Below are 21,683 nucleotides of genomic sequence, written 5' to 3'. Positions count from 1 at the left end.
AGACGCAAGCTCAGTCCGGCACCTTCAGCCCCGTCCACTGCGCGGCAAAGGCCCACATATCGGCATATTCGGCGATCTGCTTGTCGGTGGGCTTGCCCGATCCATGGCCGGCGCGCGTTTCGATGCGGATCAGATGCGGCTTGTCGCCGATCTTCGCCGCCTGCAGCGCCGCGACATATTTGAAGCTGTGCCCGGGCACGACGCGATCGTCCGTGTCCGCCGTCGTCACCAGGATCGCCGGATAGGCCTGCCCCCGGCCGATATTATGATAAGGCGAATAGGCCCGCAGCACATCGAAATCGGGCTGGCGATCGGGGTGGCCATAATCGTCCACCCAATAGCGCCCGGCGGTGAAGCGATCGAAGCGCAGCATGTCCATCACGCCCACCGCCGGCAGCGCCGCGCCGAACAGATCGGGCCGCTGGTTGGTCACCGCGCCGACCAGCAGACCGCCGTTGGACCGGCCCAAGATCGCGATCTTGCCCTTGGCCGATATGCCTTCGCGAACCAGATATTCGCCGGCCGCGATGAAATCGTCGAACACGTTCTGCTTGTTCGCCAGCCGCCCGCCATCGTGCCAGGCCTTGCCATATTCGCCGCCGCCGCGAATGTTGGCGAGCGCGTAGACGCCGCCCATTTCCATCCACGCCAGATTGGCCGGGCTGAACGCCGGCCGCGACGAGATGTTGAAGCCGCCATAGGCATAAAGCAGCGTCGGCAGGCCGGCCTTCAGGTTCGCGCCTTTCTTGTGGACGACGAACAGCGGCACGCGCGTGCCGTCCTTCGACGCGAAGAAACGCTGTTCCACCACATAATCGGCAGGGTCGAACGCCACCTTGGGCACCGCGAACGGCGTCACCTTGCCGCTCGCCGCGTCATAGCGATAGATCGCCCTGGGCAGGTTGAAGCTGGTGAAGGCGAAGAAGGTTTCGGGATCGCCGGCATCGCCGTCGAACCCGGTCGCGCTGCCGATGCCGGGCAGCGCCACCTTGGCCCCGCGCGTGCCATCCAGCGCGAAGGTGCGAACCTCCGTCCGCGCGTCGACCAGATAGGTGACGACCAGCTTGCCGCCGATCAGCGCCGCGCTGTCGATCGTCGCCTTGGGATCTTCAGGCACGATCTCGCGCGGTGCGGCACCCGCGCCGCTCCTCGCATCCAGCGCGACGATGCGCTGCATCGGCGCATCCTTGTTGGTGAGGAAATAGAGCGTGTCGCCCGCCGATCCCGACAGCGTCCAATTATTGTCGAGGCCACGGACCAGCGGCTGCGGCGCGGCGTTGGGCGTCCGCAGGTCGATCAGCGTGATCTCGTAACGATCGTCGGTGCCTTCGGTGGTGGTGATCACCAGCCAGGCGCCATCCTTGGTCACCTGCGCGCTATGCCCCAGCTTGGGGCGGTCGGGCGTCGCATAAACCAGCCGGTCCTCGCTCTGCGGCGTGCCGAGGCGGTGAAAATAGACCTGCTGATTCTCGTTCAGCGCCTGAAAGGCCTGCCCTTCCTTGGGCGCGGCAAAGCGCGAATAATAAAGCCCGCTGCCATCCTTCGCCCAGGCGAGGTTGGAAAATTTCACCCATTTCAGCTCGTCGCCTACCGGCTGGCCGGTCGCGACGTCGAGCACGCGCACCGTGCGCCAGTCGCTGCCGCCGTCCTGGATGGCATAAGCCAGCCTGGTGCCGTCCTTCGACGGCGCCCATTCGGCCAGCGCGGTGGCGCCGTCCTTCGCCCAGCCATTGGGGTCGATCAGCAGCCGTTCCGCGCCGTTCAGCCCCTCGCGCACATAGATGGGCGATTGGTTCTGCAGGCCGTTGTTGCGCGTATAGAAATAACGGGCACCCGCCTTTTCGGGGATGTCGAACCGCTCATAATTCCACAGCCGGGTCAGCCGCGCCTTGATCGCGTCGCGTCCGGGCAGCGATGCCAGATAGGCGTCGGTCACGCGGTTCTGCGCCGCCACCCAGTCCGCCACACGGGCATCGGTGCGGACGTCATTTTCCAGCCAGCGATAGGGATCGGCGATGGCCTGGCCGAATTGCTGGTCGACCACCGGGCCCCGCTCGGTCGCGGGATAGGCGATCGCGGCCGCGTGGGCAGGAAGGGCGGCGGCGTTCAGCAGCATGGCAGCGACAAGGGTCTTCATGGATGGCAGGCCTCAAGCGGGCAAAAGGAAAGGCCGGAGACTAGCGTCCCCGGCCTTCCTTTCAAGCCTCGGAGGCGTGCCTGGGATCAGGCGGCCTCGTCGATTTCCTCGTCGCTCAGCACCGGGCCCGAATCCTGGCCCTTGGCGGCAACGTCGCGATCGACGAACTCGATGATCGCCATCGAGGCGGCGTCCGAAGCGCGGATGCCGGCCTTGATGATGCGGGTGTAGCCGCCGTTGCGGTCCTTGTAGCGCTCAGCCAGCACTTCGAACAGCTTCTGCAGCTGCACATCGTCCTGCAGACGGGCGTGCGCCAGACGACGGTTGGCCAGGCCACCCTTCTTCGCCAGCGTCACCAGCTTCTCGACATAGGGGCGAAGTTCCTTCGCCTTGGCGAGCGTGGTGGTGATCTGCTCGTGCTTGATCAGCGCGGCCGACTGGTTGCGGAACAGGGCGGTACGGTGAGACGCGGTCCGCTGAAGCTTACGACCGCCAACGCGATGACGCATGGGTATTTCCTTCCAGTTTGTCAGGGGGCCGTGTCAGGTACCCCAGGCCAGGCGGCCGTTAAGGGCGCCGCCCATTCCCCTTCTTCAGGACGTCATCCCAGCGGAAGCTGGGATCTCTCACGAACGGCACCCCTGCCTCACGAGACCCCGGCCTGCGCCGGGGTGACGATCGGCAGAAGCCCCGCCGATCGTCAGAATTCCTGTTCGAGCTTCTTGGCCATTTCCTCGATATTCTCAGGCGGCCAGCCGGGGATTTCCATACCCAGGCGCAGCCCCATCGAAGCGAGGACTTCCTTGATCTCGTTGAGCGACTTGCGGCCGAAGTTCGGCGTGCGCAGCATCTCCGCCTCGGTCTTCTGCACGAGATCGCCGATATAGATGATGTTGTCGTTCTTGAGGCAGTTGGCCGAACGCACCGACAGCTCGAGCTCGTCGACCTTCTTGAGCAGGTAACGGTTGAGCTGGTTGGCGTTCTGCTCCGGCTCGCCACCGGCGGCCGGCACGGCCGCGCCGCTCGCGGCGACAGGCGCCGCAGCCGCGATGCCGTCGTCGAAGTGGACGAAGAGCTGGAGCTGGTCCTGAAGGATGCGGGCCGCATAAGCGATCGCATCTTCCGGGGTGACGGTGCCGTCGGTCTCGATGGTCAGGGTCAGCTTGTCATAGTCAAGCTCCTGGCCAACGCGGGTGTTTTCCACCTTGTAGGCCACCTGGCGCACCGGCGAGTAGAGCGCATCGACCGGGATCAGGCCGATCGGCGCGTCAGCCGGACGGTTGGCCGCGGCGGGGACATAGCCCTTACCCACATCGGCCGACAGCTCCATGTTGAGCGTCGCGCCTTCGTCGAGATGGCAGATCACGAGATCGGGGTTCATCACCTCGATGTCGCCCGACGTGGCGATGTCGCCCGCGGTCACTTCCGCCGGGCCCGTGGCCGAAAGCTGAAGACGCTTGGAGCCTTCACCCTGCATACGCAGCGCGATCTGCTTCACGTTGAGCACGATGTCGGTCACGTCTTCGCGCACGCCGGCGAGCGACGAGAACTCGTGCAGCACGTTCTCGATCTTGATCGAGGTGACGGCGGCGCCCTGCAGCGACGAGAGGAGCACGCGGCGCAGCGAGTTGCCCAGCGTCAGGCCGAAGCCGCGCTCGAGCGGCTCGGCGACGAACACCGCCTTGCGCTTGCCGTCGCCGCCCGCCTTCTTCTCGAGGCCCTGCGGCTTCTTCAGTTCCTGCCAGTTCTTTGCGTTGACAGCCATGGACTTCCCCTTGGGGGTTGGACCGCCGCGCGTCCGCAGCAGCCGGAAAACTCGATCGGCGGAGACCTGGTCCAGCCTCCGCCAGGCACAATCAGACGCGGCGGCGCTTCGAAGGGCGCACGCCATTGTGCGGGATCGGCGTCACGTCGCGGATCGAGGTGATGTGGAAGCCGACGGCCTGCAGCGCGCGAAGCGCCGATTCACGGCCCGAACCCGGACCCTTGACCTCGACCTCGAGGGTGCGGACGCCATGTTCGGCGGCCTTCTTGCCGGCGTCCTCGGCCGCAACCTGCGCGGCATACGGGGTCGACTTGCGGCTGCCCTTGAAGCCCATCATGCCGGCCGACGACCAGGAGATCGCGTTGCCCTGCGCATCGGTGATGGTGATCATGGTGTTGTTGAAGCTGGCGTTCACATGGGCGACGCCGGCGGTGATGTTCTTGCGTTCGCGACGGCGAAGACGCTGCGGTTCACGTGCCATGGATAGATCCTGACCTTAAATCTTGCGTGGCGCCAGGGCGGCTTCCCGATTGAAGCCCGCCCCCGGCGGAGTAATTCACCCGAAGGCGAATTACTTCTTCTTGCCGGCGATCGGCTTGGCCTTGCCCTTGCGGGTGCGCGCATTGGTGTGCGTGCGCTGGCCGCGGACCGGCAGACCCTTGCGATGGCGCAGGCCGCGATAGCAGGCGAGGTCCATGAGACGCTTGATGTTCATCGCCACCTGGCGGCGAAGATCGCCTTCCACGGTGTAGCCAGCGTCGATCGCTTCACGGATCTGCAGGACTTCCTGGTCCGACAGGTCCTGAACGCGACGCTCGCGGGCGATGCCCAGCTTCTCGGTGATCTCCTTGGCCTTGGCCGGGCCAATGCCATGGATGTAGGTCAGCGCGATTTCAACGCGCTTGTTGGTCGGGATGTTAACACCCGCAATACGTGCCACTTCTCTATTCTCCTGCTCCACAGGACGGGTGGCGTTCCCGTCCCATCTCGACGCACCCCGCAGAGAACGAAAAAACGGCGCACGCCGAAACGCCGCCGGAATCGCTGTCTGGGGATGACCCGCGCTTAGGCACCGGGCGGGCATGAGTCAAGCGGGCAATGCCCGATTCGGCCGGATCGCGTTCGCCCGCTTTGCATGGCCGCACCGCTTCCGCTAGGGCGCGCCCATCATGGCGATCCTGGACCAGCATCGCGCCGATCTCGCGGCGCTCGCCACCCGTGGCCGCCTGCGCCGGCTAATCCCTCGCGCGGGCGTGGATTTAGCCTCCAACGATTATCTCGGCCTTGCCCAATCCGCAACCTTGGCCGATTCGGTGGCCGCCGCGATCGCGCGGGGCGTGCCGGTCGGCTCGGGCGGCTCGCGCCTGCTGCGCGGCAACCATGCCGAACATGAAGCGCTGGAGGCGGAAGCCGCCGCCTTCTTCGGCAGCGAATCGGCGCTGTTCTTCTCGTCCGGCTATGGCGCCAACGCGACCTTGCTGTCCGCCCTGCCCCGCCGCGGCGATCTGATCGTCCACGATGCGCTGATCCACGCCAGCGTCCATGAAGGGCTGCGCAGCGGTCGCGCGGATCGCGCCTCGGCGGCGCACAACGACGTCCAGGCCTTTGCCGACGCCATCGCCGCCTGGCGCGCCAAGGGCGGCAAGGGGCGCGTGTGGATCGCGATCGAAAGCCTGTACAGCATGGATGGCGATACGGCGCCGATCGCCGATTTCATGGCGCTGGCCGATGCCCATGATGCCTTCCTGCTGATCGACGAAGCCCATGCCACCGGCGCGCTCGGGCCGGATGGCCGGGGCCTCGCCGCCGGGGTGGAGGGTCGCGACAACGTCATCACGCTGCGCACCTGCGGCAAGGCGCTCGGCTGCGAAGGCGCACTCGTCTGCGGCCCTCGGCTGATGACCGATTATCTGGTCAATCGCGGGCGCGGCTTCATCTTCTCGACCGCCCCCTCCCCGCTGATGGCGGCCGCCGTGCGCGCCGCCATCGCCATCGTCCGCGACGAGCCCGAACGACGGGCGCGGCTGATGGCGCTGATCGCGCACGCCGCCGCCAGCGGGCTGCCCGCCACGGGATCGCAGATCATCCCGATCATCATCGGCGACGACAAGCGCACGATGGCGATCGCCGCCGCGCTTCAGGAACAGGGCTTCGACGTGCGTGGCATCCGCCCGCCCACCGTGCCCGCCGGCACCGCGCGGCTGCGCGTATCGCTGACGCTCAACGCCACCCCGGACGACGTGACCGCACTCGCCCAGGCGATCCGGGCGCAGCCATGACCGCGCATGTTGCCCACGCGTTCGACGGCGCCGCCGGTTATGATGCCGCCGCGCTGGTGCAGGCTCATGCTGCGGAACGGCTGGCGCAGCATATCGCCCGCCTGCCCCATCCGCCTGCGCCCCGCATGCTGGAAGTCGGCTGCGGCACGGGCCTCCTGTCGCAGGCGCTAATCGGCCGGATCGCGCCGGGGCCGTGGCTGCTCACCGATATCGCACCCGCCATGCTCGATCGCTGTGCCGCCCGTATCGGATCGCGGCCCGACATCGCTTATGCCCAGCTCGATGGCGAGCATCCCGACGTCTCCGGCCCGTTCGACCTGATCGCATCGAGCTTCGTGTTCCAGTGGTTCGCCGATCTGCCCGGCGCCCTCACCCGGCTGCGCGGCCTTCTCGCGCCCGGCGGCCATATTGCCTTCGCGACGATGGCGGATGGCAGCCTCGCCGAATGGGATGCCGCGCATCGCACCACCGGCCATGATGCCGCCATGGCGTCATATCCCACGCTCGATCAGCTCCGGGCCATGGGCGCGACGGTGAACGAGGAACGCTTCGTCGAACGCCATGCCGACGCGCGCGCCTTCCTCGCCAGCCTCCGCGCGATCGGCGCCCATCGCCCGCGCGATGCCCGCGCGCCGGTGCCCGCATCGGTGCTGCGCCGCGCGATGGCCGCGTTCGACGCGGCGGGTGCCGCCGTCACCTATCATATCGCTTATGGAGTCATCGTCGCATGAGCCGCTTCGTCGTCACCGGCACCGATACCGGCATCGGCAAGACGGTCTTTTCGGCCGCGCTCACCCAGGCGCTCGGCGCGACCTATTGGAAGCCCGTCCAGGCCGGGATCGAGGACGAGACGGACAGCGCCGCCGTCGCCCGGCTCAGCGGCTGCCCGGTGCTGCCCGAGGCCCATCGCCTGCTCAACCCGCTCTCGCCCCACCGCGCGGCGGAACTGGAAGGCATCACCATCGACACCGCCCGCCTGATCCCGCCCGCCGTGCCCGGCCCGCTGGTGATCGAAGGCGCCGGCGGCGCGCTGGTGCCGGTAACGCGCGACACGCTCTATGCCGATCTCTTCGCGCGCTGGCAGATCCCGGTCATCCTCTGCGCGCGCACCGGGCTCGGCACGATCAACCACAGCCTCGCGATGATCGAGGTGCTGCGCGCCCGCAACGTGCCGATCCACGGCATCGCCTTCATCGGCGACGCGAACGAGGATAATGAGGCAACGATCGCCGCGATCGGCGGGGTCCGCCGGCTCGGCCGCCTCCCGCACCTCGATCCGCTCACCGGCGACAAGCTCGCCAGCGCCTTCGCGGCCGGCTTCGATCGGAGCACCTTCGCATGACATCGCCCGGCCAGAAATCGCCGGTCTGGCATGCCTTCACCCAGCACGGCCTGGGCGAGGAAATTCCGCTGATCGCGCGCGCCAGCGGCGCCACCCTCCACGGGGCCGACGGGCGGCGGTGGATCGACTGCATATCGAGCTGGTGGGTCATCACCCACGGCCATTGCGAACCGCGCATCCAGGCGGCGATCCGCGACCAGACCGATCGGCTCGACCAGCTCATCTTCGCGGGCTGGACGCATGAACCGGCCGAAACGCTGGCACGCGGGCTGGTGGCGATCGCGCCCGCCGGGCTCGATCATGTCTTCTTCTCCGACAGCGGTTCCACCTCGGTTGAAGTCGCGCTCAAGATGGCGCTCGGCTACTGGCTCAACCGGGGCGAGCCGCGCCACCGCATCCTCGTGCTCGAACATGGCTATCATGGCGATACGATCGGCACGATGTCGGTGGGCGAACGCGGCGTCTACAACCGCGCCTACCAGCCCTTGCTGTTCGATGTCGGCACCATCCCCTTCCCCGCCGCCGGGCAGGAACAAGCAAACCTCGACGCGCTCGATGCCGCGTGCCGCAACGAACGCCCGGCCGCCTTCATCGTCGAGCCGCTGGTGCTCGGCGCGGGCGGCATGCTGGTCTACGGCGCCGAAACGCTTGCCCGGATGCGCGCGATCTGCGCCCGCCACGGCGTGCTGTTCATCGCCGACGAGGTAATGACCGGCTGGGGGCGCACGGGAACGCTGTTCGCCTGCGAACAGGCCGGCATCTCCCCCGACATCCTCTGCCTCTCCAAGGGGCTGACCGGCGGCGCGCTGCCGCTGGCCGCCACGCTTGCCACGCCGGCGATCTTCGATGCGCACCTCTCGGACGATCGCGCGCGGATGTTCTTCCATTCGTCGAGCTACACCGCCAATCCCGTCGCCTGCGCGGCGGCCAACGCCAATCTCGCCATCTGGCGCGAGGAGCCGGTGATGGACCGCATCTCCTGCCTGGCCGCCATGCAGGACGAAAGGCTCGCCGCGCTTGACGGCCGTGGCCGCATCCGCGCCCGGCGCCGGATCGGCACCATCGCGGCGATGGAGTTCGTGGAAGGCAAGGGCGATTATCTGTCGGCGCTGGGGCCCCGGCTCAACGCCTTCTTCCGCGATCGCGGCCTGCTCCTGCGCCCGATGGGCAACACCGTCTATCTTCTGCCGCCTTATTGCATCTCCGCCGCCGAACTCGATCAGGCCTATGCCGCGATCGAGGAAGCCGCCGAAGCGATCGGTTAGGCACCCCCTCGGCAGCACGCCCCACCGCCCATTCCGCACAGCCCTTGAACGATGCCACCGCCGTTCGACGGCGCCGTTCACATCCCGCGATATGCGGTTCGACGTGGGCTAAAAACATGAAGCAAAGGGGCATTGACGCCCCCGATTTGGTCCGTGGTCGAAATGCAGCCCGGCGATGGCGTCCTGTATCGCGGGATCGATCTGCGGCACGGCCGGACCCAGCCCAATCCCAACCAATGGTCCGCGCATCTCTTCCTGTTCTGGGTGGAACGCGACGGCCCGTTCGCGCAACATGCTTTCGATGCCCAACGCCTCCGATCGGAACTGAAGCGCGTCAGCAATCTGGACGCCTGAGCCGCGTCGGCGACCGCATGGCCAGCGCGCGCGAACGACGGTTTTCATTATGCGAATGGGGGCCGTCGTTCGGAAAGCCGCTCCAGATCGATCCACCCAAGCCAGCGATGGCGGACTCCAACGCCCCGACGGGCAACGCCCGCCAGTCCCGACTTTTCCGCCCTTTCCCTGAGCATGGCCGGAAAAATTAGTGCTTGTCCGGACACGCCAACCTTGCGGACTTTCGCACCCAAGGTCATGCTGACGCGATGAAGGGGCTCGGTTTTGCCGCATATGGCGCTGGTGTCGCAGGCGCAGCACTGTTTGCTGCGCCATTTGCGATCGACACCATCAGCTTTCATGCAAGACCTGAGGTGAGCTCAGTCCAACTTTGGTCTCTGTGGCTTGCGGCGACACTGGGGCCACTCGTTCTGTCTGCAATTACGTGGACGATCGCTGGAAAATTCGGTCCGCGATGGCTTCTGCATTTCACATTTATTCCGGTCGCGACTTTCGCGTACCTGCAAAGCATGTCGCTGTTCTTGCGAGTATCGGGCCTCATGATCCATGACGGGCCGGCAGGGGATGCTTCCGCGTTAGGCTTTCTGTATCTGCTTCTGACCCTGCTGGTTCACCTCAGTGCGTTCGCGACGGCAGCGATAGCGAGCGTGAAAGGTCAGGCAAAGGGCAGCTAACCCGACGTTCCGCCCCTTGCACAATCCCACGCTTCCGCCGGACGGCGAACCGGCGCGGACCGTGCCGGTGAGGCCTAGACCAGCCGGTTGGCGATGGCGATGAACAGCGCGATGCCCGCCGCGGCCATGATCGCGGCCATCATCAGGGCGGGTCGGCCCAGCCGGAACTCCTCGGTCCGCCGCAAGTCCCTCAGCGTCGTCCAGTAGCTGATCGTGCCGAGCACCAGCGCGGCCATGCCCATCGCGGTGAGGAACAGGCCGGCACGTTGTGGGCCATCCGAATGCGCCGCCGACTGGCTGGCAGCGACGCCTTCGAGGAATTTGTAGATGGTGAAGCCGAAGCTCTGCATCGACAGCGCGGTGCGCACCCAGGCCATCAACGTGCGGTCCGCCGCCATGATCGTCCGCATCGTGCCGAGATCGCTCGGCAGGATGTGATTGCCGCCGGTATCGCTCGCCTGCTCGCTTGCCATGCTCACCTCCCGTCGCCGATCGGCCCGGCGCCTTCGGTCATCCGTTCAGGCCGGGGAACTCCCAGAAGGCCCGCAGCGACACCAGCTTGCCGGCATCGTTGATGCGATGGACGGTCACCAGATCCACTTCGCGGGCCACATCGTCCGGGCCGGTGATGAAGAAGCGCGCAACGCTCGCCACCTCCTGCCCGCAGAGATAGGATTCGCGGATCACGAATTCGAACGTCTTATTCTTGGCGATGACATTGTCGTAAAAGGCGCCGATCGCCTGCTTGCCGCGATGCCCCTGCCCCACCGGATCGAAGGGCGACCGGCCAACTGGGTCCTCGACCACGGCATCGTCGGCGAACAGCGCCAGCCACGCTTCGCGTTGCCGCGCCTTCACCGCGCTCAGTGAAGCGATGGACATTTCCCGCGCGTTGGCCATCCCGATCATCCCCTATTGATTGCTGTCCGTTATCGAGGGGGAGGATAAACGAGAACGCGCGATTGTCATTACGGATCGCGCGTGCCGCAGCTCAGGCCGCTTCCCCGCCGAAGGCGAGCGCGAGCGCGTGGTTGCGGATGCCCACCGGCCAGTCGGCCATCAGTGCCGCGAAGCGATCGCGGTCATCGGCGTAAAGCGCCCGCGTCGCCTCCTCGAAACGGGGGCGATCGCCGGCGATGGCGGAAAGGAAATGATAGGCGGCATCCTTGCCGGCCCGGCCGCTCCCGTCGCGCTTGCGGGCCTCGTCCACCAGCCGGCGCAACACCGCCGACGCGCCGCCCGGTTGGGCCGCCAGCCAGTCCCAGTGGCGGGGCAGCAGCGTGACTTCGCGGGCCACCACGCCCAGGCTTGGCCGCCCGCGCGGGCGCGGCGCGTCCGCTTCCTCCCCCGATTCCCGAAGGTCGAAATCGATCTGGCGGCCGCTCGCATCGTCGAACACCAGCAGGTCCGACGCGCGCGGCGGCGGCGGCACGGTGCGCAGCGTGGCGACGATCTCGTCGCGCGATCCGGTGGCGATCCACATGTCCTGAATGAAGGCGGTGTAGGTGGGCATTCCATGGCTCCCTGCTTGACCCATAATTTACCCGGATTAAATTATCGGTCAATATCACCCGGATAAAATATCCGCGCTTGCCGCGCCCGAACGGGCTGCTAGCCATGGCAAGGAGGGAGAAAATGGGGATGGACGGGCCGATCGGCGATTTCCTGAAGACGCTGCATGCGGAGATCGGCGCGATCACCGATGGCGCGCCCGCCAGCTATATTCCCGAACTCGCCAAGGCCGATCCCAACCTCTGCGGCATCGCCGTCGCCACGGTGGACGGCGCCGTGCATGTCGCGGGCGACTGGGATCATCCCTTCACCATCCAGTCGATCAGCAAGGCCTTCGTCTATGGCCATGCGCTGGAGGTGCACGGGCGCGAACGGGTGCTGCGCCAGGTTGGCGTCGAACCGTCGGGCGACAGCTTCAATTCGATTGCGCTCGATACCGTCAACAAGCGCCCCTTCAACCCGATGGTCAATTCGGGCGCGATCGCGACCGCCGAACTGATAGCGGGCACGGATGCAGGCGAGCGGCAGGCCAATCTCGCCACGCTCCTCGCGCGCTTCGCCGGCAGGCCGCTGCCGCTCGACGAGGCGACCTATCTGTCCGAAAAGGCGACCGGCCACCGCAACCGCGCGATCGCCTGGATGATGCTGTCCGCCGGCATGATCGAGCGCGATCCGGAGGATGTGCTCGACCTCTATTTCCGCCAATGTTCCTACAATGTCACCGCGCGCGATCTTGCGATCATGGGCGCGACGCTCGCCAATGACGGGGTGAACCCGATCACCGGGGATCGCGCGCTCGACGCCGAATATTGCCCCGACGTGCTGACCGTGATGCTGAGCTGCGGCATGTATAATTATGCCGGGCAATGGGCCTATGAAGTGGGTTTGCCAGCCAAAAGCGGTGTTTCGGGCGGCATTCTTGCGGTGATCCCGGGACAGGCGGCGATCGCGATCTTCTCCCCGCCGATCGACGCCAATGGCAACAGCGCCCGGGCGCTCGCCGCGTGCAAGCGGATCGCCGAACGCTTCGGCCTCCACCTGTTCCGCACCCATCCCGATCCGCGCGGCGTGATCCGTTACGAACTGGATGGCCGGCAGGTGCGATCGAAACGCACGCGTTCGTTGCGCGAACTGGAAATCCTGTTCCGCGCCGGGCCGCGCATCCGGCTGATCGCGGTGCAGGACGCACTCTATTTCGGCTCGACCGACCGGCTGCTCCGCCGTGCGGCGGAACTGGCCGAACAGGCCGATTATCTGATTCTCGATATGCGCCGCGTCAGCCGGGCCGATGCCGCGTCGCGCGCGCTGCTCGCCCAGTTCCATGCGCGGATGCAGGCCGCCGGCGATCGGCTGATCTTCGCCAACCTCGATGCCGATGGCCCGCTCGGCGATCTTGGCCTCGGGGCCGGCACGATCTTCGAAAGCCGCGACCGCGCGCTCGAATATTGCGAGGACCGGCTGATCGCCGAAATCCTGCCCGGCGGGGAGGTGTGCGAACCCCGTTTCGCCGATTTCGAGCTGTTTCGCGGGCTCGACACCGCCGATCTCGCGCGGCTGGAAGCGATCGCCGCGCGGCTGAGCTTCGCCGCGGGCGCCACGATCGCGCGCGAGGGCGCGGAAGGCGACCGCTTCTTCGTGCTGGTCAGCGGCCATGCCAGCGTTTCGGCCGAAGTGGCGACGCCCACCGGGCTCAAGACGGTGCGGTTCAGCGTGCTCGGGGCGGGGCAGAGCTTCGGCGAGCGTGCGCTGATCGATGGCGGCCCGCGCACCGCCGACGTGATCGCCGACGGCCCGGTCGAACTGCTCGCCTTTCGCGTCGCCGATGTCGAGGCGCTGGCCGCCGGGCATCCGGCCATCCTGATCCGCCTGCTCGCCAACATGGCGGGCGAGCTGTCCGAACGGCTGCAGGTGGCCAATGCCGAAATCCGCGCGTTGGAACGGTAGGGCCGCCGCCCCACCGCTCCACCGCCCCCATCGTCAGCCCGGCGAGGTATCAGCCGATCGGCCGCGCGTCACACCACGCCATAAGCCAGCATCGCATCGGCCACCTTCTTGAAGCCGGCAATATTGGCGCCCTTCACATAGTCCACATAATCGTCGGACACGCGGCCATAGGTCAGGCAGCTCTTGTGGATGCCCTCCATGATATCGAGCAGCAGCTGTTGCAGCTCGCTTTCCTTCCACGAACGGCGTTCGGAATTCTGGCTCATTTCCAGCCCAGACACCGCGACGCCGCCGGCATTGGCCGCCTTGCCGGGCGCATAGAGGATGCGCGCATCCTTGAAGACATGCACTCCGGCCAGATCGGTCGGCATGTTCGCCCCTTCCGACACGGCGATGCAGCCGTTGCGCACCAGCGTCCGGGCATCCTCGCCCAATAGCTCATTCTGCGTCGCGCAGGGCAAAGCCACGTCGCACGGCACGCCCCACGGCGTCTTGCCGGCGTGGAAGCTCGCCGACGCGAAGGCGTCGGCATATTCGGATATGCGGCCCCGGCGCTTGGTCTTGTGCGCCTTCACCCAGTCGATCTTTTCCTGCGTGATGCCGTCCGGATCGTGGACGAAGCCTTCGCTGTCGGACAGCGTGACGACCTTGCCGCCAAGCTGCACCACCTTTTCCGCCGCATGCGTGGCGACATTGCCCGAACCTGAAATGACGGCGATCTTGCCGGTCAGGTCCTGCCCCTTGGTCGCCAGCATGTTGGCGAGGAAATAGACCGCGCCATAGCCGGTCGCCTCGGGCCGGATCAGCGAACCGCCATATTCCAGCCCCTTGCCGGTCAGCACGCCGGTGAACTGGTTGGTGATCCGCTTATACTGGCCGAACATGAAGCCGATTTCGCGCGCGCCGACGCCGATATCGCCCGCCGGCACGTCCACGTCGGCACCGACATGGCGATAGAGCTCGGTCATGAAGCTCTGGCAGAATCGCATGATCTCGTGGATCGATTTGCCCTTGGGGTTGAAGTTCGATCCGCCCTTGGCCCCGCCCATCGGCAGGCCGGTCAGCGCATTCTTGAAAGTCTGTTCGAACGCCAGGAATTTCAGCACGCTTTCGTTCACCGAAGGGTGAAAGCGGATACCGCCCTTATAAGGCCCGATCGCATTGTTGTTCTGGACGCGATAGCCGCGCTGGACGCGGATATTGCCCTTGTCGTCCTCCCAGCACACCCGGAAGGATATTATCCTGTCGGGCTCGGCCATGCGCCGCAGAATCTGATATTCGTGATATTCTTCCTTGTCGGCGATGAAGCCGAAAATGTCTTCGGCGACTTCCTGTACCGCCTGGACGAATTCCGGCTGCCCCGGATTGCGTTTTTTTACGCCTTCGATGAATGTCGGAAGATCAACATGATCATGAACGGCCATCCCCAATACCCCCGATAGAGTTCAATGGTTCGACCCCGGCGCCTGCCCTCTTGAGTCGGGCAAATCACGGCGGCATCATTATCACGGAATTGATGCCGTCCAGTGCGACAACATGGTATTCCAACAGTAAACGACAGAGGCTCGCAAACTATATGGCCAGTGCCGCATCCAAGGCAGGATGGTTGTTCATGCTCGGCGCCCTGGCCACGCCGTCCGCATCGGCGTTGGCACAGGCCGAAGCGCCGGCGGGCACGGCGGAAATCACCATCGCTGCCGGCCCCTGTTTCGGCAGCTGCCCCGTCTATAGCGCGCGTTTGTCGGCCAACGGCACCGGCCGGTTCGTCGGCACCCGCTTCGTCGCGCGCATCGGCGAACAAAGCTTCACCGCCGACCCCTCCGTCTTTCGTGAGATCGAGGAGAAGCTCGCCCCCTATCGCCCGATGGCGGACCGCCGCATCGGGCCGGAGGAGTGCGAAACCTTCCGCACCGACGCGCCTAGCTGGACGGTGCGCTGGGTCGATCGCACCGGCACACCCGTCTCGCTCGCGCTCAGCCTCGGCTGCCAGGACGTCCGCTACGTCCCGATCGCCGAAGCCATCCGCGCCGCCCGCGATCTGATGCCCATTGCCCCCCTGATCGGTAAAGCCACGCGCCAGCAGCCGCAGTAAACCGCGAAGGCATCGCCGACGTGGCAGCAGATAGGCAGTCGTGGCGTGTTAGTCCTGCGGCGGAAACGTCCTCAGGTTCCACGCGAAGATCAGGCGGTTGCACACCATGTCGCGCGTCGCGAGGCAGATGAAGCTGGTATCGACCGTCGAAAAATGATGCGCGGCCACGTCCATGCCATACGCGTTGCCGCCATGGCCCCAGCTCCGGTCACGGCCAGAATTGACGACGAAGCCCATCCCATACCAGGGCGTCGCGCCAACGCTTGTGGCCAGCCTGAACATGGCGGGCGAAAGCAGCGTCCCGGCCCGCATGGCATCGAAGAAGCGTAGCATATCGTTCGCGCTCGCCACGCCACCGCCAGCGGGCGAGCCGCGCCAGGGCAGCGTGCCGGTATTGACGACCTTGCGAGGTTCGCCCCCCAAAGAAGCTTGTGTAACCGACCGCAACTTCGCCCAGATGATCGCGGTCGGGAAAGCCGCTTGCCGTCATGCCAGCGGGTTCGAACACATGCTGCCGGACATAATCATAATAGCCGCCGTGGGTGACGCGCTCGATCACCGCGCCCAACAGGATGAAACCATAGTTGGAATAATCATCCTTGCTGCCCGGCGGAAAGGCCGGCGCCCGGTTGCCGTTCAACCGGATCATGTCCGCAATCGTGCGCACCGTGGCCCGGTTATGGGCATCGTCGCGCCCCAGAATGCCGATGTCGCCGGTGCCCGCGCGGTGGGTGAGCAACTGCCGGATCGTCACCTTCGCCATCTCGGCGTTGGGATAATCGGGTAGATATCGGCTCAACGGCGCATCCAGCGCCACCTTCCCGCATCGACGAGTTGCAGCACCGCGACGGCCGTGAACATCTTGCCCGCCGAAGCGAGGAACATCGGCGTGTCGAGCGTGATGGGTTGAGCGCGCGGCGGATCGACCAACCCCCAGCTCTGCGCGAGGAGCCTCGTGTCGCCACGTCGAATGATCAATGATCCGGCGAAATCGTCGCGGGCCGCGAGGCGCCGGGCAATCGCAGCGGTAGCGTCAATCGCTTGGTCGTCAGGCAGGGGAAGCGGCCACAGGTCCAGCACCTTGAGGGTCGAGGCGCCGCTATCCGCAAGCTCCAGCTTCAGGCGCTGCAACCCCGGCAGGCAGCGCTGGCGGAGCAGCACGGTCATCGCGGTCGCCGAACGCGCCGCGATCCGATCGACCGTTACACCACATGTATCTTCGGCCTGCTCAAGCGCGAAGATCGGCTCCGGATCGCCGGCATAGCGCGCATAGACGCTCTTGATGCGCCCAGGATCGCCCGAGTTGAACGCGTCCAGCCAGTCGCGAAAGATGCCGTCGAGTGGCGCACCCGGGCGTGCCGCTTGGCCCGATGCCGGGACCGGCACGGCGGCCCCGAGCAGGACGGCGAGGCTCGCGGCCAGCCACCTCTTCCACGATCCGTCCTTTGCCGACGCGCGACGTCGCGGCACCGCGCCCTTTGGGGCGCTCATTTGTCGAGATAGGCCTTCAGCCGGTCGAGTTGCTCGCCCAGCACCTGATCGACGATCGGGGCCAGGCTTTCCAGCCCGCCCGGCGTATAGCCGCCCGCGACATAGGATTGGGTGATCTGCGTCGCACCGCTTTTGGCCTCGATGCTCCAGGTCAGCGTGCCGGTGATGGCGTCAGCCTGCAACGGCCCCAGCCCGCCGGTAAAGCGCAGCAGCTTGCCCGGCTCAGCATAGATAACCCGGCCATGCTCGATGCTCCCGCCGCCCGGCAACGCCTCGCAGAAGCAGCCGCCGGCGCGCGGATCGAGCCGCATGTTCGCTGCATTGCCTGAATAGCTGTGCTCGCCATTCCACCATTGGCCGATACGGCCCAGCGCCGCATAAGCCTCGGCCGGCGTCGCCTTCACCGTCACGCTGCGCGCCAGCTTGAAGCCTGCGGGCGTCGCGGCCACGACTTCGGCCGCCGCCGGCGCGGCCATCGCCAGCGCGACGCCGGCGATCAGGATTTTCGGGAATGACATCGGCTTCCTCCCCACGGATGCGGGGCCAAGCCTATCATGGGGCGGGCGGTGCGGGGAGCGCCATGACGCCCCCCGCCCTTCCCGCTTCGGGTCACTTGGGCCCGAGAATCGCCTCGATCGAGGTTTCCACATCGGCGATGGGCGCCATGCCGTCGACGCGGGCGACAAGGCCGCGCGCTTCGTAGATCGGCAGGATCGGCGCGGTCTTGGCGCGATACTCGGCCATCCGCGTCCGCACCGTTTCCTCATTGTCGTCGGGCCGGCGCTTGAACTCGGTCGATCCGCACACGTCGCACACGCCATCCACCTTGGGGCGCTTGAACGTGTCGTGATAGCCTTCGCCGCACTTGGCGCAGGTGAAGCGGCCGGTGATGCGCTCGACCAGCGCATCCTCGTTCACTTCCAGCTCGATCACGCGATCGAGCGTGCGGTTACGGCTGGCGAGCAGGCCATCGAGCGATTCGGCCTGGGCCGCGGTGCGCGGATAGCCGTCGAAGATCACGCCGGTTTCTGGCGCGAGCGCATCGAGCTGCTCACCGATCAGGCCGGACACGATCTCGTCCGACACCAGTTCGCCCGCCTCCATCACCGCCTTGGCCTTGAGGCCGATCGGCGTGCCGGCCTTGACCGCCGCGCGCAGCATGTCGCCGGTGGACAGCTGGACCATGCCGCGTTCGGCGACAAGCCGGCTCGCCTGGGTGCCCTTGCCCGCGCCCGGAGGCCCCAGCAGAATGATGTTCATCGGAAAGTGATCCCCTCTGTTCCGCGCGATGGCCTTAGCGGCGAACGCCGCCCTTGAGCTTCGCTTTCTTGATCAGATCGCCATATTGATGGGCGAGCAGGTGGCTCTGGATCTGCGTCACCGTATCGATCGTCACGTTGACGACGATCAGCAGGCTGGTGCCGCCAAGCGCGAAGCTGATGCCCGCCCGCGACGCCAGATATTCCGGCACGAGGCAGATCAGCGTCAGATAGGCGGCACCGATCACGGTGATGCGCGTCAGCACGAAATCCAGATAGTCGGCGGTGTGCTTGCCCGGGCGGATGCCGGGGATGAAACCGCCATAACGCTTCAGATTGTCCGCCGTCTCTTCCGGGTTGAACACCACGGCGGTGTAGAAGAAGCAGAAGAAGATGATGCCGGCGGCATAGAGACCCATGTAGATCGGCGCGCCATGGGCGAGGTTCAGGTTGAGCCAGGTGAGCACCTGCCCCCACAGCGTCTCGTCATTCACGCGCTGGCCGGCGAACTGGCTGATCGTCAGCGGCATCAGCAGCAGCGACGAGGCGAAGATCGGCGGAATCACGTTGGCGGTGTTGATCTTGAGCGGCAGGAAGCTCTTGTCGCCCTGCATCATGCCCTTGGCCGTCTGGCGCTTGGGATACTGGATCAGCACGCGGCGCTGCGCACGTTCCATGAAGCAGATGAACAGGATCAGGCCACCGATCAGCGCGATCACGCCGATGATCAGGATCGGCGACAGCGAACCGCTGCGGCCGCCTTCGAACAGCTGCGCCAGATGGGTCGGCAGCGATGCGACGATGCCGGCCATGATGATCAGCGAAACGCCGTTGCCGATACCGCGGCTGGTGATCTGTTCGCCCAGCCACATCAGGAACATCGTACCGCCGATCAGCGTGATCACGGTGGTGATGCGGAACAGCATGCCCGGATCGAGCACGGCCGACATGCCCTGATCGGCGCCCCAGCTTTCAAGGCCGACGGCGATGAAATAGCCCTGGATCGCGGTCAGCAGCACCGTGCCATAGCGGGTGTACTGGTTCAGCTTCTTGCGGCCGCTTTCGCCTTCCTTCTTGATCGCGGCCAGCGTCGGCGACAGCGAGGTCGCCAGCTGCACGACGATCGAGGCGGTGATGTATGGCATCACGCCGAGCGCGATGAGGCTCATGCGCTCAAGGCTGCCGCCCGAGAAGGTGTTGAAGAAGTCGAGCACGCCACCCTTGGTGGTGTTGAACTGATTCTGCAGCGCCACCGGATCGATACCGGGCAGCGGCACGAAGCTCAGCAGGCGGAACACGATCAGCGCGCCAAGCGTGAACCATAGGCGCTTCTTGAGTTCAGTCGCCTTCGCGAACTGGGCGAGACTGACGTTGGCGGCCAGTTGTTCGGCTGCGGATGCCATGCGTTTAACGACCTCGGAAAAATTGAAGGCGGCGGAGTGCCTCTACGCCCCCCGCCGCCTCATATAGTGTCCGTGGCACGCTTGTCAGCCCTCAACAGGATGGCCGATCAAGCGGTCCCGAAGTTCAGGCCTTGCCGGCCTTCTTGGCGGCGAGCGCGGTGCCCTTCTTGGCAGCGGCCTTCTCGGCCGCCGGCACCACCTCGATCACCTCGACCGAACCGCCGGCCTTCTCGATCGCTTCCTTGGCGGTCTTCGACACGCCGGCGACCTTGAACGACAGCTTGGCGGTCACTTCGCCCTTGGCGAGGATGCGGACGCCGTCCTTGCCGCCACGGGCAATGCCGGCGGCCTTCAGCACGGCGTGATCGATCAGCGCCTTGCCGTCGATCTTGCCGGCATCGACCAGCGCCTGGATCTGGCCCAGATTCGCTTCGGCATAATCCTTGGCGAAGATGTTGTTGAAGCCGCGCTTCGGCAGACGCATGTGGAGCGGCATCTGACCGCCCTCGAAGCCCTTGATCGAGACGCCCGAGCGGCTCTTCTGACCCTTCTGGCCGCGGCCGCCGGTCTTGCCGAGGCCCGAACCGATGCCGCGGCCGACGCGGACCCGGCCCTTGCGGGCGCCCTGGTTGTCGCGGATGTCGTTCAGTTTCATGTCTTGCACTCGCTTTCGCTTTTGTCGCGCTGGGATGGAGCCGTGGCCCCTAGCCCGATCGTGATTGCGACGGAACCCCTAATCGACAAGGCGCTGCGGTGCGGCCCAAGCCATCACCGCAGCGCCATTATCGATCCGGGCTTTCGCCGGGAAGGCCGAAGGGCTTAGCCCTCGACCTTCACCATGTGCTGCACCTTGCGGATCATGCCGCGAACTTCGGGGGTATCCTCGAGTTCGCGGGTCCGGTGCATCTTGTTGAGGCCCAGGCCGACGAGGGTCGCGCGCTGGTCCTTGGTCCGGCGGATCGGCGAACCGGTCTGCGTCACCTTGATGGTTGCCATGTCCGATTACTCCGTGACAGCAGCCGCTTCGGCTTCCGCAACCTCGGCCGAAGCACCGCCACGACCCAGCAGGTCCGCGATCTTCTTGCCGCGGCGCTGCGCCACCGACTTCGGGCTGGTCTGATCCGTGAGCGCCTCGAAGGTCGCACGGATCATGTTGTAGGGGTTGGAGGTGCCGACCGACTTGGTCACCACGTCCGCAACGCCCAGGCTTTCGAAGATGGCGCGCATCGGGCCACCCGCGATGATGCCGGTGCCCGGAGGCGCCGAACGCAGGGTCACGCGGCCCGCACCGAAATGGCCGTTGCCATCATGGTGCAGCGTGCGGCCTTCGCGCAGCGGAACGCGGACCATCGCCTTCTTGGCGGCGGCAGTCGCCTTCGAGATCGCTTCCGGCACTTCGCGCGCCTTGCCGTGGCCGAAGCCGGCCCGGCCCTTGCCGTCGCCGACGACGACGAGGGCTGCGAAGCCGAAGCGCTTACCGCCCTTCACGGTCTTCGAGACGCGGTTGATGTGGACGAGCTTTTCGATCAGCTCCTCGCCACCTTCCTCGGCGCCACCGCGACGATCGTCGCGACGGCCACGGTTGCCGTCGCGGCCACGGCCGCCACGATCACCGCCCGGGCCACGGCCACGGCCGCCACGCGGGCCACGGCCCTGACGCTCGCCTTCCGGAGCGCTGCCAGCGGCGGGCGCCGCTTCAACGCCCTGGTTTTCGGTTTCGTCAGCCATATTAGAACTCCAGTCCGCCTTCGCGGGCGGCGTCGGCGAGAGCCTTCACCCGACCATGGAACAGAAAGCCACCGCGATCGAACACGACCTGGGTGACGCCGGCGGCCGAAGCGCGCTCAGCCAGCCGCTTGCCCACCGCAGCCGCCGCATCGGCGGTCGCGCCGGTCGTGCCACGCACGTCCTTGTCCAGCGTCGAAGCCGAGGCGACCGTACGGCCGGCCACGTCGTCGATCACCTGGGCGTAGATGTGACGGCCCGAGCGATGCACCGAAAGGCGCGGACGGGTGCCCGCACGGGCGCGGAGCGCGGTGCGGACGCGCTGGCGCCGCTTCGCGAAAAGAGAGAGCTTGGCCATTACTTCTTCTTCCCTTCCTTGCGGAAGATGAACTCGCCGGCATACTTGATGCCCTTGCCCTTATAGGGCTCCGGCTTGCGCCA

The 21,683-nt window shown here is 66.2% G+C and carries 25 protein-coding genes and 2 pseudogenes; 8 read left to right on the top strand and 19 right to left on the bottom strand.

Going from position 1 to position 21,683, the window contains the following annotated elements:
• Positions 1 to 10: 10 nt before the first annotated feature.
• The 5 genes from CHB74_RS02510 to rpsM form a co-directional block, all read right to left on the bottom strand.
• Positions 11 to 2,137 (bottom strand): prolyl oligopeptidase family serine peptidase, encoded by a 2,127-nt coding sequence (locus CHB74_RS02510; protein ID WP_089218048.1) that lies wholly within the window; start codon positions 2,135 to 2,137, stop codon positions 11 to 13.
• 86 nt (positions 2,138 to 2,223) lie between these two features.
• Positions 2,224 to 2,646, bottom strand: a complete 423-nt coding sequence (rplQ, locus tag CHB74_RS02505; RefSeq protein ID WP_089218047.1) for a 50S ribosomal protein L17 — start codon at positions 2,644 to 2,646, stop codon at positions 2,224 to 2,226.
• Positions 2,647 to 2,837: 191 nt separating this feature from the next.
• Positions 2,838 to 3,902, bottom strand: coding sequence for a DNA-directed RNA polymerase subunit alpha (locus CHB74_RS02500; protein ID WP_089218046.1), 1,065 nt, complete (start codon positions 3,900 to 3,902; stop codon positions 2,838 to 2,840).
• A gap of 91 nt (positions 3,903 to 3,993) precedes the next feature.
• The gene (rpsK, locus tag CHB74_RS02495; protein WP_089218045.1) at positions 3,994 to 4,383 is read right to left on the bottom strand and encodes a 30S ribosomal protein S11; all 390 of its coding nucleotides are present in this window, start codon (positions 4,381 to 4,383) and stop codon (positions 3,994 to 3,996) included.
• Between the two features lie 90 nt (positions 4,384 to 4,473).
• Entirely contained in the window at positions 4,474 to 4,842 is a 369-nt protein-coding gene (rpsM, locus tag CHB74_RS02490; RefSeq protein ID WP_089218044.1) for a 30S ribosomal protein S13, read from the bottom strand.
• 229 nt (positions 4,843 to 5,071) lie between these two features.
• On the opposite strand from rpsM, the gene CHB74_RS02485 reads away from it, so the two are divergent.
• The 6 genes from CHB74_RS02485 to CHB74_RS02460 all read left to right on the top strand — a co-directional run bounded on the left by CHB74_RS02485 (position 5,072) and on the right by CHB74_RS02460 (position 9,816).
• Positions 5,072 to 6,181 (top strand): 8-amino-7-oxononanoate synthase, encoded by a 1,110-nt coding sequence (locus CHB74_RS02485; RefSeq protein WP_089218043.1) that lies wholly within the window; start codon positions 5,072 to 5,074, stop codon positions 6,179 to 6,181.
• Complete coding sequence (locus CHB74_RS02480; RefSeq protein WP_089218042.1) at positions 6,178 to 6,912, top strand: methyltransferase; 735 nt, start codon at positions 6,178 to 6,180, stop codon at positions 6,910 to 6,912. Before CHB74_RS02485 ends, CHB74_RS02480 begins: the two co-directional genes overlap by 4 nt.
• On the top strand, positions 6,909 to 7,523 hold the full coding sequence (gene bioD / locus CHB74_RS02475; RefSeq protein WP_089218041.1) for a dethiobiotin synthase: 615 nt from the start codon (positions 6,909 to 6,911) through the stop codon (positions 7,521 to 7,523). Before CHB74_RS02480 ends, bioD begins: the two co-directional genes overlap by 4 nt.
• On the top strand, positions 7,520 to 8,788 hold the full coding sequence (locus CHB74_RS02470; RefSeq protein WP_089218040.1) for an adenosylmethionine--8-amino-7-oxononanoate transaminase: 1,269 nt from the start codon (positions 7,520 to 7,522) through the stop codon (positions 8,786 to 8,788). Before bioD ends, CHB74_RS02470 begins: the two co-directional genes overlap by 4 nt.
• A gap of 153 nt (positions 8,789 to 8,941) precedes the next feature.
• Entirely contained in the window at positions 8,942 to 9,142 is a 201-nt protein-coding gene (locus CHB74_RS02465) for a hypothetical protein (protein WP_218821370.1), read from the top strand.
• A gap of 248 nt (positions 9,143 to 9,390) precedes the next feature.
• Positions 9,391 to 9,816 (top strand): hypothetical protein, encoded by a 426-nt coding sequence (locus tag CHB74_RS02460; protein ID WP_089218039.1) that lies wholly within the window; start codon positions 9,391 to 9,393, stop codon positions 9,814 to 9,816.
• Positions 9,817 to 9,890: 74 nt separating this feature from the next.
• On the opposite strand, the gene CHB74_RS02455 is transcribed toward CHB74_RS02460, so the two are convergent.
• From CHB74_RS02455 to CHB74_RS02445, 3 genes are all read right to left on the bottom strand, one after another.
• The gene (locus tag CHB74_RS02455) at positions 9,891 to 10,289 is read right to left on the bottom strand and encodes a YidH family protein (RefSeq protein ID WP_089218038.1); all 399 of its coding nucleotides are present in this window, start codon (positions 10,287 to 10,289) and stop codon (positions 9,891 to 9,893) included.
• 37 nt (positions 10,290 to 10,326) lie between these two features.
• On the bottom strand, positions 10,327 to 10,698 hold the full coding sequence (locus tag CHB74_RS02450; RefSeq protein WP_218821369.1) for a nuclear transport factor 2 family protein: 372 nt from the start codon (positions 10,696 to 10,698) through the stop codon (positions 10,327 to 10,329).
• A 109-nt stretch (positions 10,699 to 10,807) separates the two neighbouring features.
• Complete coding sequence (locus tag CHB74_RS02445) at positions 10,808 to 11,329, bottom strand: DUF2239 family protein (protein ID WP_089218037.1); 522 nt, start codon at positions 11,327 to 11,329, stop codon at positions 10,808 to 10,810.
• A 122-nt stretch (positions 11,330 to 11,451) separates the two neighbouring features.
• Between CHB74_RS02445 and glsA the strand changes: the two genes are divergently transcribed.
• Positions 11,452 to 13,272, top strand: a complete 1,821-nt coding sequence (gene glsA / locus CHB74_RS02440) for a glutaminase A (protein WP_179220683.1) — start codon at positions 11,452 to 11,454, stop codon at positions 13,270 to 13,272.
• A 68-nt stretch (positions 13,273 to 13,340) separates the two neighbouring features.
• Here the strand turns inward: glsA and gdhA are convergent, their stop codons facing one another.
• Complete coding sequence (gdhA, locus tag CHB74_RS02435) at positions 13,341 to 14,696, bottom strand: NADP-specific glutamate dehydrogenase (RefSeq protein WP_089218035.1); 1,356 nt, start codon at positions 14,694 to 14,696, stop codon at positions 13,341 to 13,343.
• 188 nt (positions 14,697 to 14,884) lie between these two features.
• Between gdhA and CHB74_RS02430 the strand changes: the two genes are divergently transcribed.
• Positions 14,885 to 15,364, top strand: coding sequence for a DUF6438 domain-containing protein (locus CHB74_RS02430; RefSeq protein ID WP_144033695.1), 480 nt, complete (start codon positions 14,885 to 14,887; stop codon positions 15,362 to 15,364).
• 48 nt (positions 15,365 to 15,412) lie between these two features.
• Here the strand turns inward: CHB74_RS02430 and CHB74_RS22600 are convergent, their stop codons facing one another.
• The 10 genes and pseudogenes from CHB74_RS22600 to CHB74_RS21515 form a co-directional block, all read right to left on the bottom strand.
• Positions 15,413 to 15,787 carry a serine hydrolase gene (locus CHB74_RS22600; protein WP_342746562.1) on the bottom strand — a complete coding sequence of 125 codons (375 nt, stop codon included), beginning with the start codon at positions 15,785 to 15,787 and terminating at the stop codon, positions 15,413 to 15,415.
• A 103-nt stretch (positions 15,788 to 15,890) separates the two neighbouring features.
• Positions 15,891 to 16,531: pseudogene (locus CHB74_RS22595) on the bottom strand (serine hydrolase domain-containing protein); the annotation flags it as partial.
• 320 nt (positions 16,532 to 16,851) lie between these two features.
• A complete protein-coding gene (locus tag CHB74_RS02415; RefSeq protein WP_089218031.1) occupies positions 16,852 to 17,373 on the bottom strand; it encodes an SRPBCC family protein in 522 nt (173 codons plus the stop codon).
• Between the two features lie 91 nt (positions 17,374 to 17,464).
• A complete protein-coding gene (locus CHB74_RS02410; RefSeq protein WP_089218030.1) occupies positions 17,465 to 18,115 on the bottom strand; it encodes an adenylate kinase in 651 nt (216 codons plus the stop codon).
• A 34-nt stretch (positions 18,116 to 18,149) separates the two neighbouring features.
• Positions 18,150 to 19,517, bottom strand: a complete 1,368-nt coding sequence (gene secY / locus CHB74_RS02405) for a preprotein translocase subunit SecY (protein WP_089218029.1) — start codon at positions 19,515 to 19,517, stop codon at positions 18,150 to 18,152.
• Between the two features lie 124 nt (positions 19,518 to 19,641).
• Entirely contained in the window at positions 19,642 to 20,172 is a 531-nt protein-coding gene (rplO, locus tag CHB74_RS02400; RefSeq protein ID WP_089218028.1) for a 50S ribosomal protein L15, read from the bottom strand.
• A gap of 164 nt (positions 20,173 to 20,336) precedes the next feature.
• Positions 20,337 to 20,513, bottom strand: coding sequence for a 50S ribosomal protein L30 (gene rpmD / locus CHB74_RS02395; protein ID WP_089218027.1), 177 nt, complete (start codon positions 20,511 to 20,513; stop codon positions 20,337 to 20,339).
• 6 nt (positions 20,514 to 20,519) lie between these two features.
• The gene (gene rpsE, locus CHB74_RS02390) at positions 20,520 to 21,245 is read right to left on the bottom strand and encodes a 30S ribosomal protein S5 (RefSeq protein ID WP_089218026.1); all 726 of its coding nucleotides are present in this window, start codon (positions 21,243 to 21,245) and stop codon (positions 20,520 to 20,522) included.
• Between the two features lies 1 nt (position 21,246).
• Positions 21,247 to 21,600: a 50S ribosomal protein L18 gene (gene rplR / locus CHB74_RS02385; protein WP_089218025.1), complete on the bottom strand. Its 354-nt coding sequence runs from the start codon at positions 21,598 to 21,600 to the stop codon at positions 21,247 to 21,249.
• Positions 21,600 to 21,683: pseudogene (locus tag CHB74_RS21515) on the bottom strand (50S ribosomal protein L6); the annotation flags it as partial. The pseudogene CHB74_RS21515 and the gene rplR, both read right to left, overlap by 1 nt.

This window comes from Edaphosphingomonas laterariae, from assembly GCF_900188165.1.
In the GTDB taxonomy this organism is placed as follows: domain Bacteria; phylum Pseudomonadota; class Alphaproteobacteria; order Sphingomonadales; family Sphingomonadaceae; genus Sphingomonas_E; species Sphingomonas_E laterariae.
Note: the sequence above shows the minus strand (reverse complement) of the source record. Positions and strands in the feature narration are given on the sequence as shown.

What these genes read in the sequence shown, in the direction of transcription:
- CHB74_RS02510 (WP_089218048.1), bottom strand. Translation starts at nt 2,137, where the DNA reads ATGAAGACCCTTGTCGCTGCCATGCTGCTGAACGCCGCCGCCCTTCCT.
- rplQ (WP_089218047.1), bottom strand. Translation starts at nt 2,646, where the DNA reads ATGCGTCATCGCGTTGGCGGTCGTAAGCTTCAGCGGACCGCGTCTCAC.
- CHB74_RS02500 (WP_089218046.1), bottom strand. Translation starts at nt 3,902, where the DNA reads ATGGCTGTCAACGCAAAGAACTGGCAGGAACTGAAGAAGCCGCAGGGC.
- rpsK (WP_089218045.1), bottom strand. Translation starts at nt 4,383, where the DNA reads ATGGCACGTGAACCGCAGCGTCTTCGCCGTCGCGAACGCAAGAACATC.
- CHB74_RS02485 (WP_089218043.1), top strand. Translation starts at nt 5,072, where the DNA reads ATGGCGATCCTGGACCAGCATCGCGCCGATCTCGCGGCGCTCGCCACC.
- CHB74_RS02480 (WP_089218042.1), top strand. Translation starts at nt 6,178, where the DNA reads ATGACCGCGCATGTTGCCCACGCGTTCGACGGCGCCGCCGGTTATGAT.
- bioD (WP_089218041.1), top strand. Translation starts at nt 6,909, where the DNA reads ATGAGCCGCTTCGTCGTCACCGGCACCGATACCGGCATCGGCAAGACG.
- CHB74_RS02470 (WP_089218040.1), top strand. Translation starts at nt 7,520, where the DNA reads ATGACATCGCCCGGCCAGAAATCGCCGGTCTGGCATGCCTTCACCCAG.
- CHB74_RS02460 (WP_089218039.1), top strand. Translation starts at nt 9,391, where the DNA reads ATGAAGGGGCTCGGTTTTGCCGCATATGGCGCTGGTGTCGCAGGCGCA.
- CHB74_RS02455 (WP_089218038.1), bottom strand. Translation starts at nt 10,289, where the DNA reads ATGGCAAGCGAGCAGGCGAGCGATACCGGCGGCAATCACATCCTGCCG.
- CHB74_RS02450 (WP_218821369.1), bottom strand. Translation starts at nt 10,698, where the DNA reads ATGTCCATCGCTTCACTGAGCGCGGTGAAGGCGCGGCAACGCGAAGCG.
- CHB74_RS02445 (WP_089218037.1), bottom strand. Translation starts at nt 11,329, where the DNA reads ATGCCCACCTACACCGCCTTCATTCAGGACATGTGGATCGCCACCGGA.
- glsA (WP_179220683.1), top strand. Translation starts at nt 11,452, where the DNA reads ATGGGGATGGACGGGCCGATCGGCGATTTCCTGAAGACGCTGCATGCG.
- gdhA (WP_089218035.1), bottom strand. Translation starts at nt 14,696, where the DNA reads ATGGCCGTTCATGATCATGTTGATCTTCCGACATTCATCGAAGGCGTA.
- CHB74_RS02430 (WP_144033695.1), top strand. Translation starts at nt 14,885, where the DNA reads ATGCTCGGCGCCCTGGCCACGCCGTCCGCATCGGCGTTGGCACAGGCC.
- CHB74_RS02415 (WP_089218031.1), bottom strand. Translation starts at nt 17,373, where the DNA reads ATGTCATTCCCGAAAATCCTGATCGCCGGCGTCGCGCTGGCGATGGCC.
- CHB74_RS02410 (WP_089218030.1), bottom strand. Translation starts at nt 18,115, where the DNA reads ATGAACATCATTCTGCTGGGGCCTCCGGGCGCGGGCAAGGGCACCCAG.
- secY (WP_089218029.1), bottom strand. Translation starts at nt 19,517, where the DNA reads ATGGCATCCGCAGCCGAACAACTGGCCGCCAACGTCAGTCTCGCCCAG.
- rplO (WP_089218028.1), bottom strand. Translation starts at nt 20,172, where the DNA reads ATGAAACTGAACGACATCCGCGACAACCAGGGCGCCCGCAAGGGCCGG.
- rpmD (WP_089218027.1), bottom strand. Translation starts at nt 20,513, where the DNA reads ATGGCAACCATCAAGGTGACGCAGACCGGTTCGCCGATCCGCCGGACC.
- rpsE (WP_089218026.1), bottom strand. Translation starts at nt 21,245, where the DNA reads ATGGCTGACGAAACCGAAAACCAGGGCGTTGAAGCGGCGCCCGCCGCT.
- rplR (WP_089218025.1), bottom strand. Translation starts at nt 21,600, where the DNA reads ATGGCCAAGCTCTCTCTTTTCGCGAAGCGGCGCCAGCGCGTCCGCACC.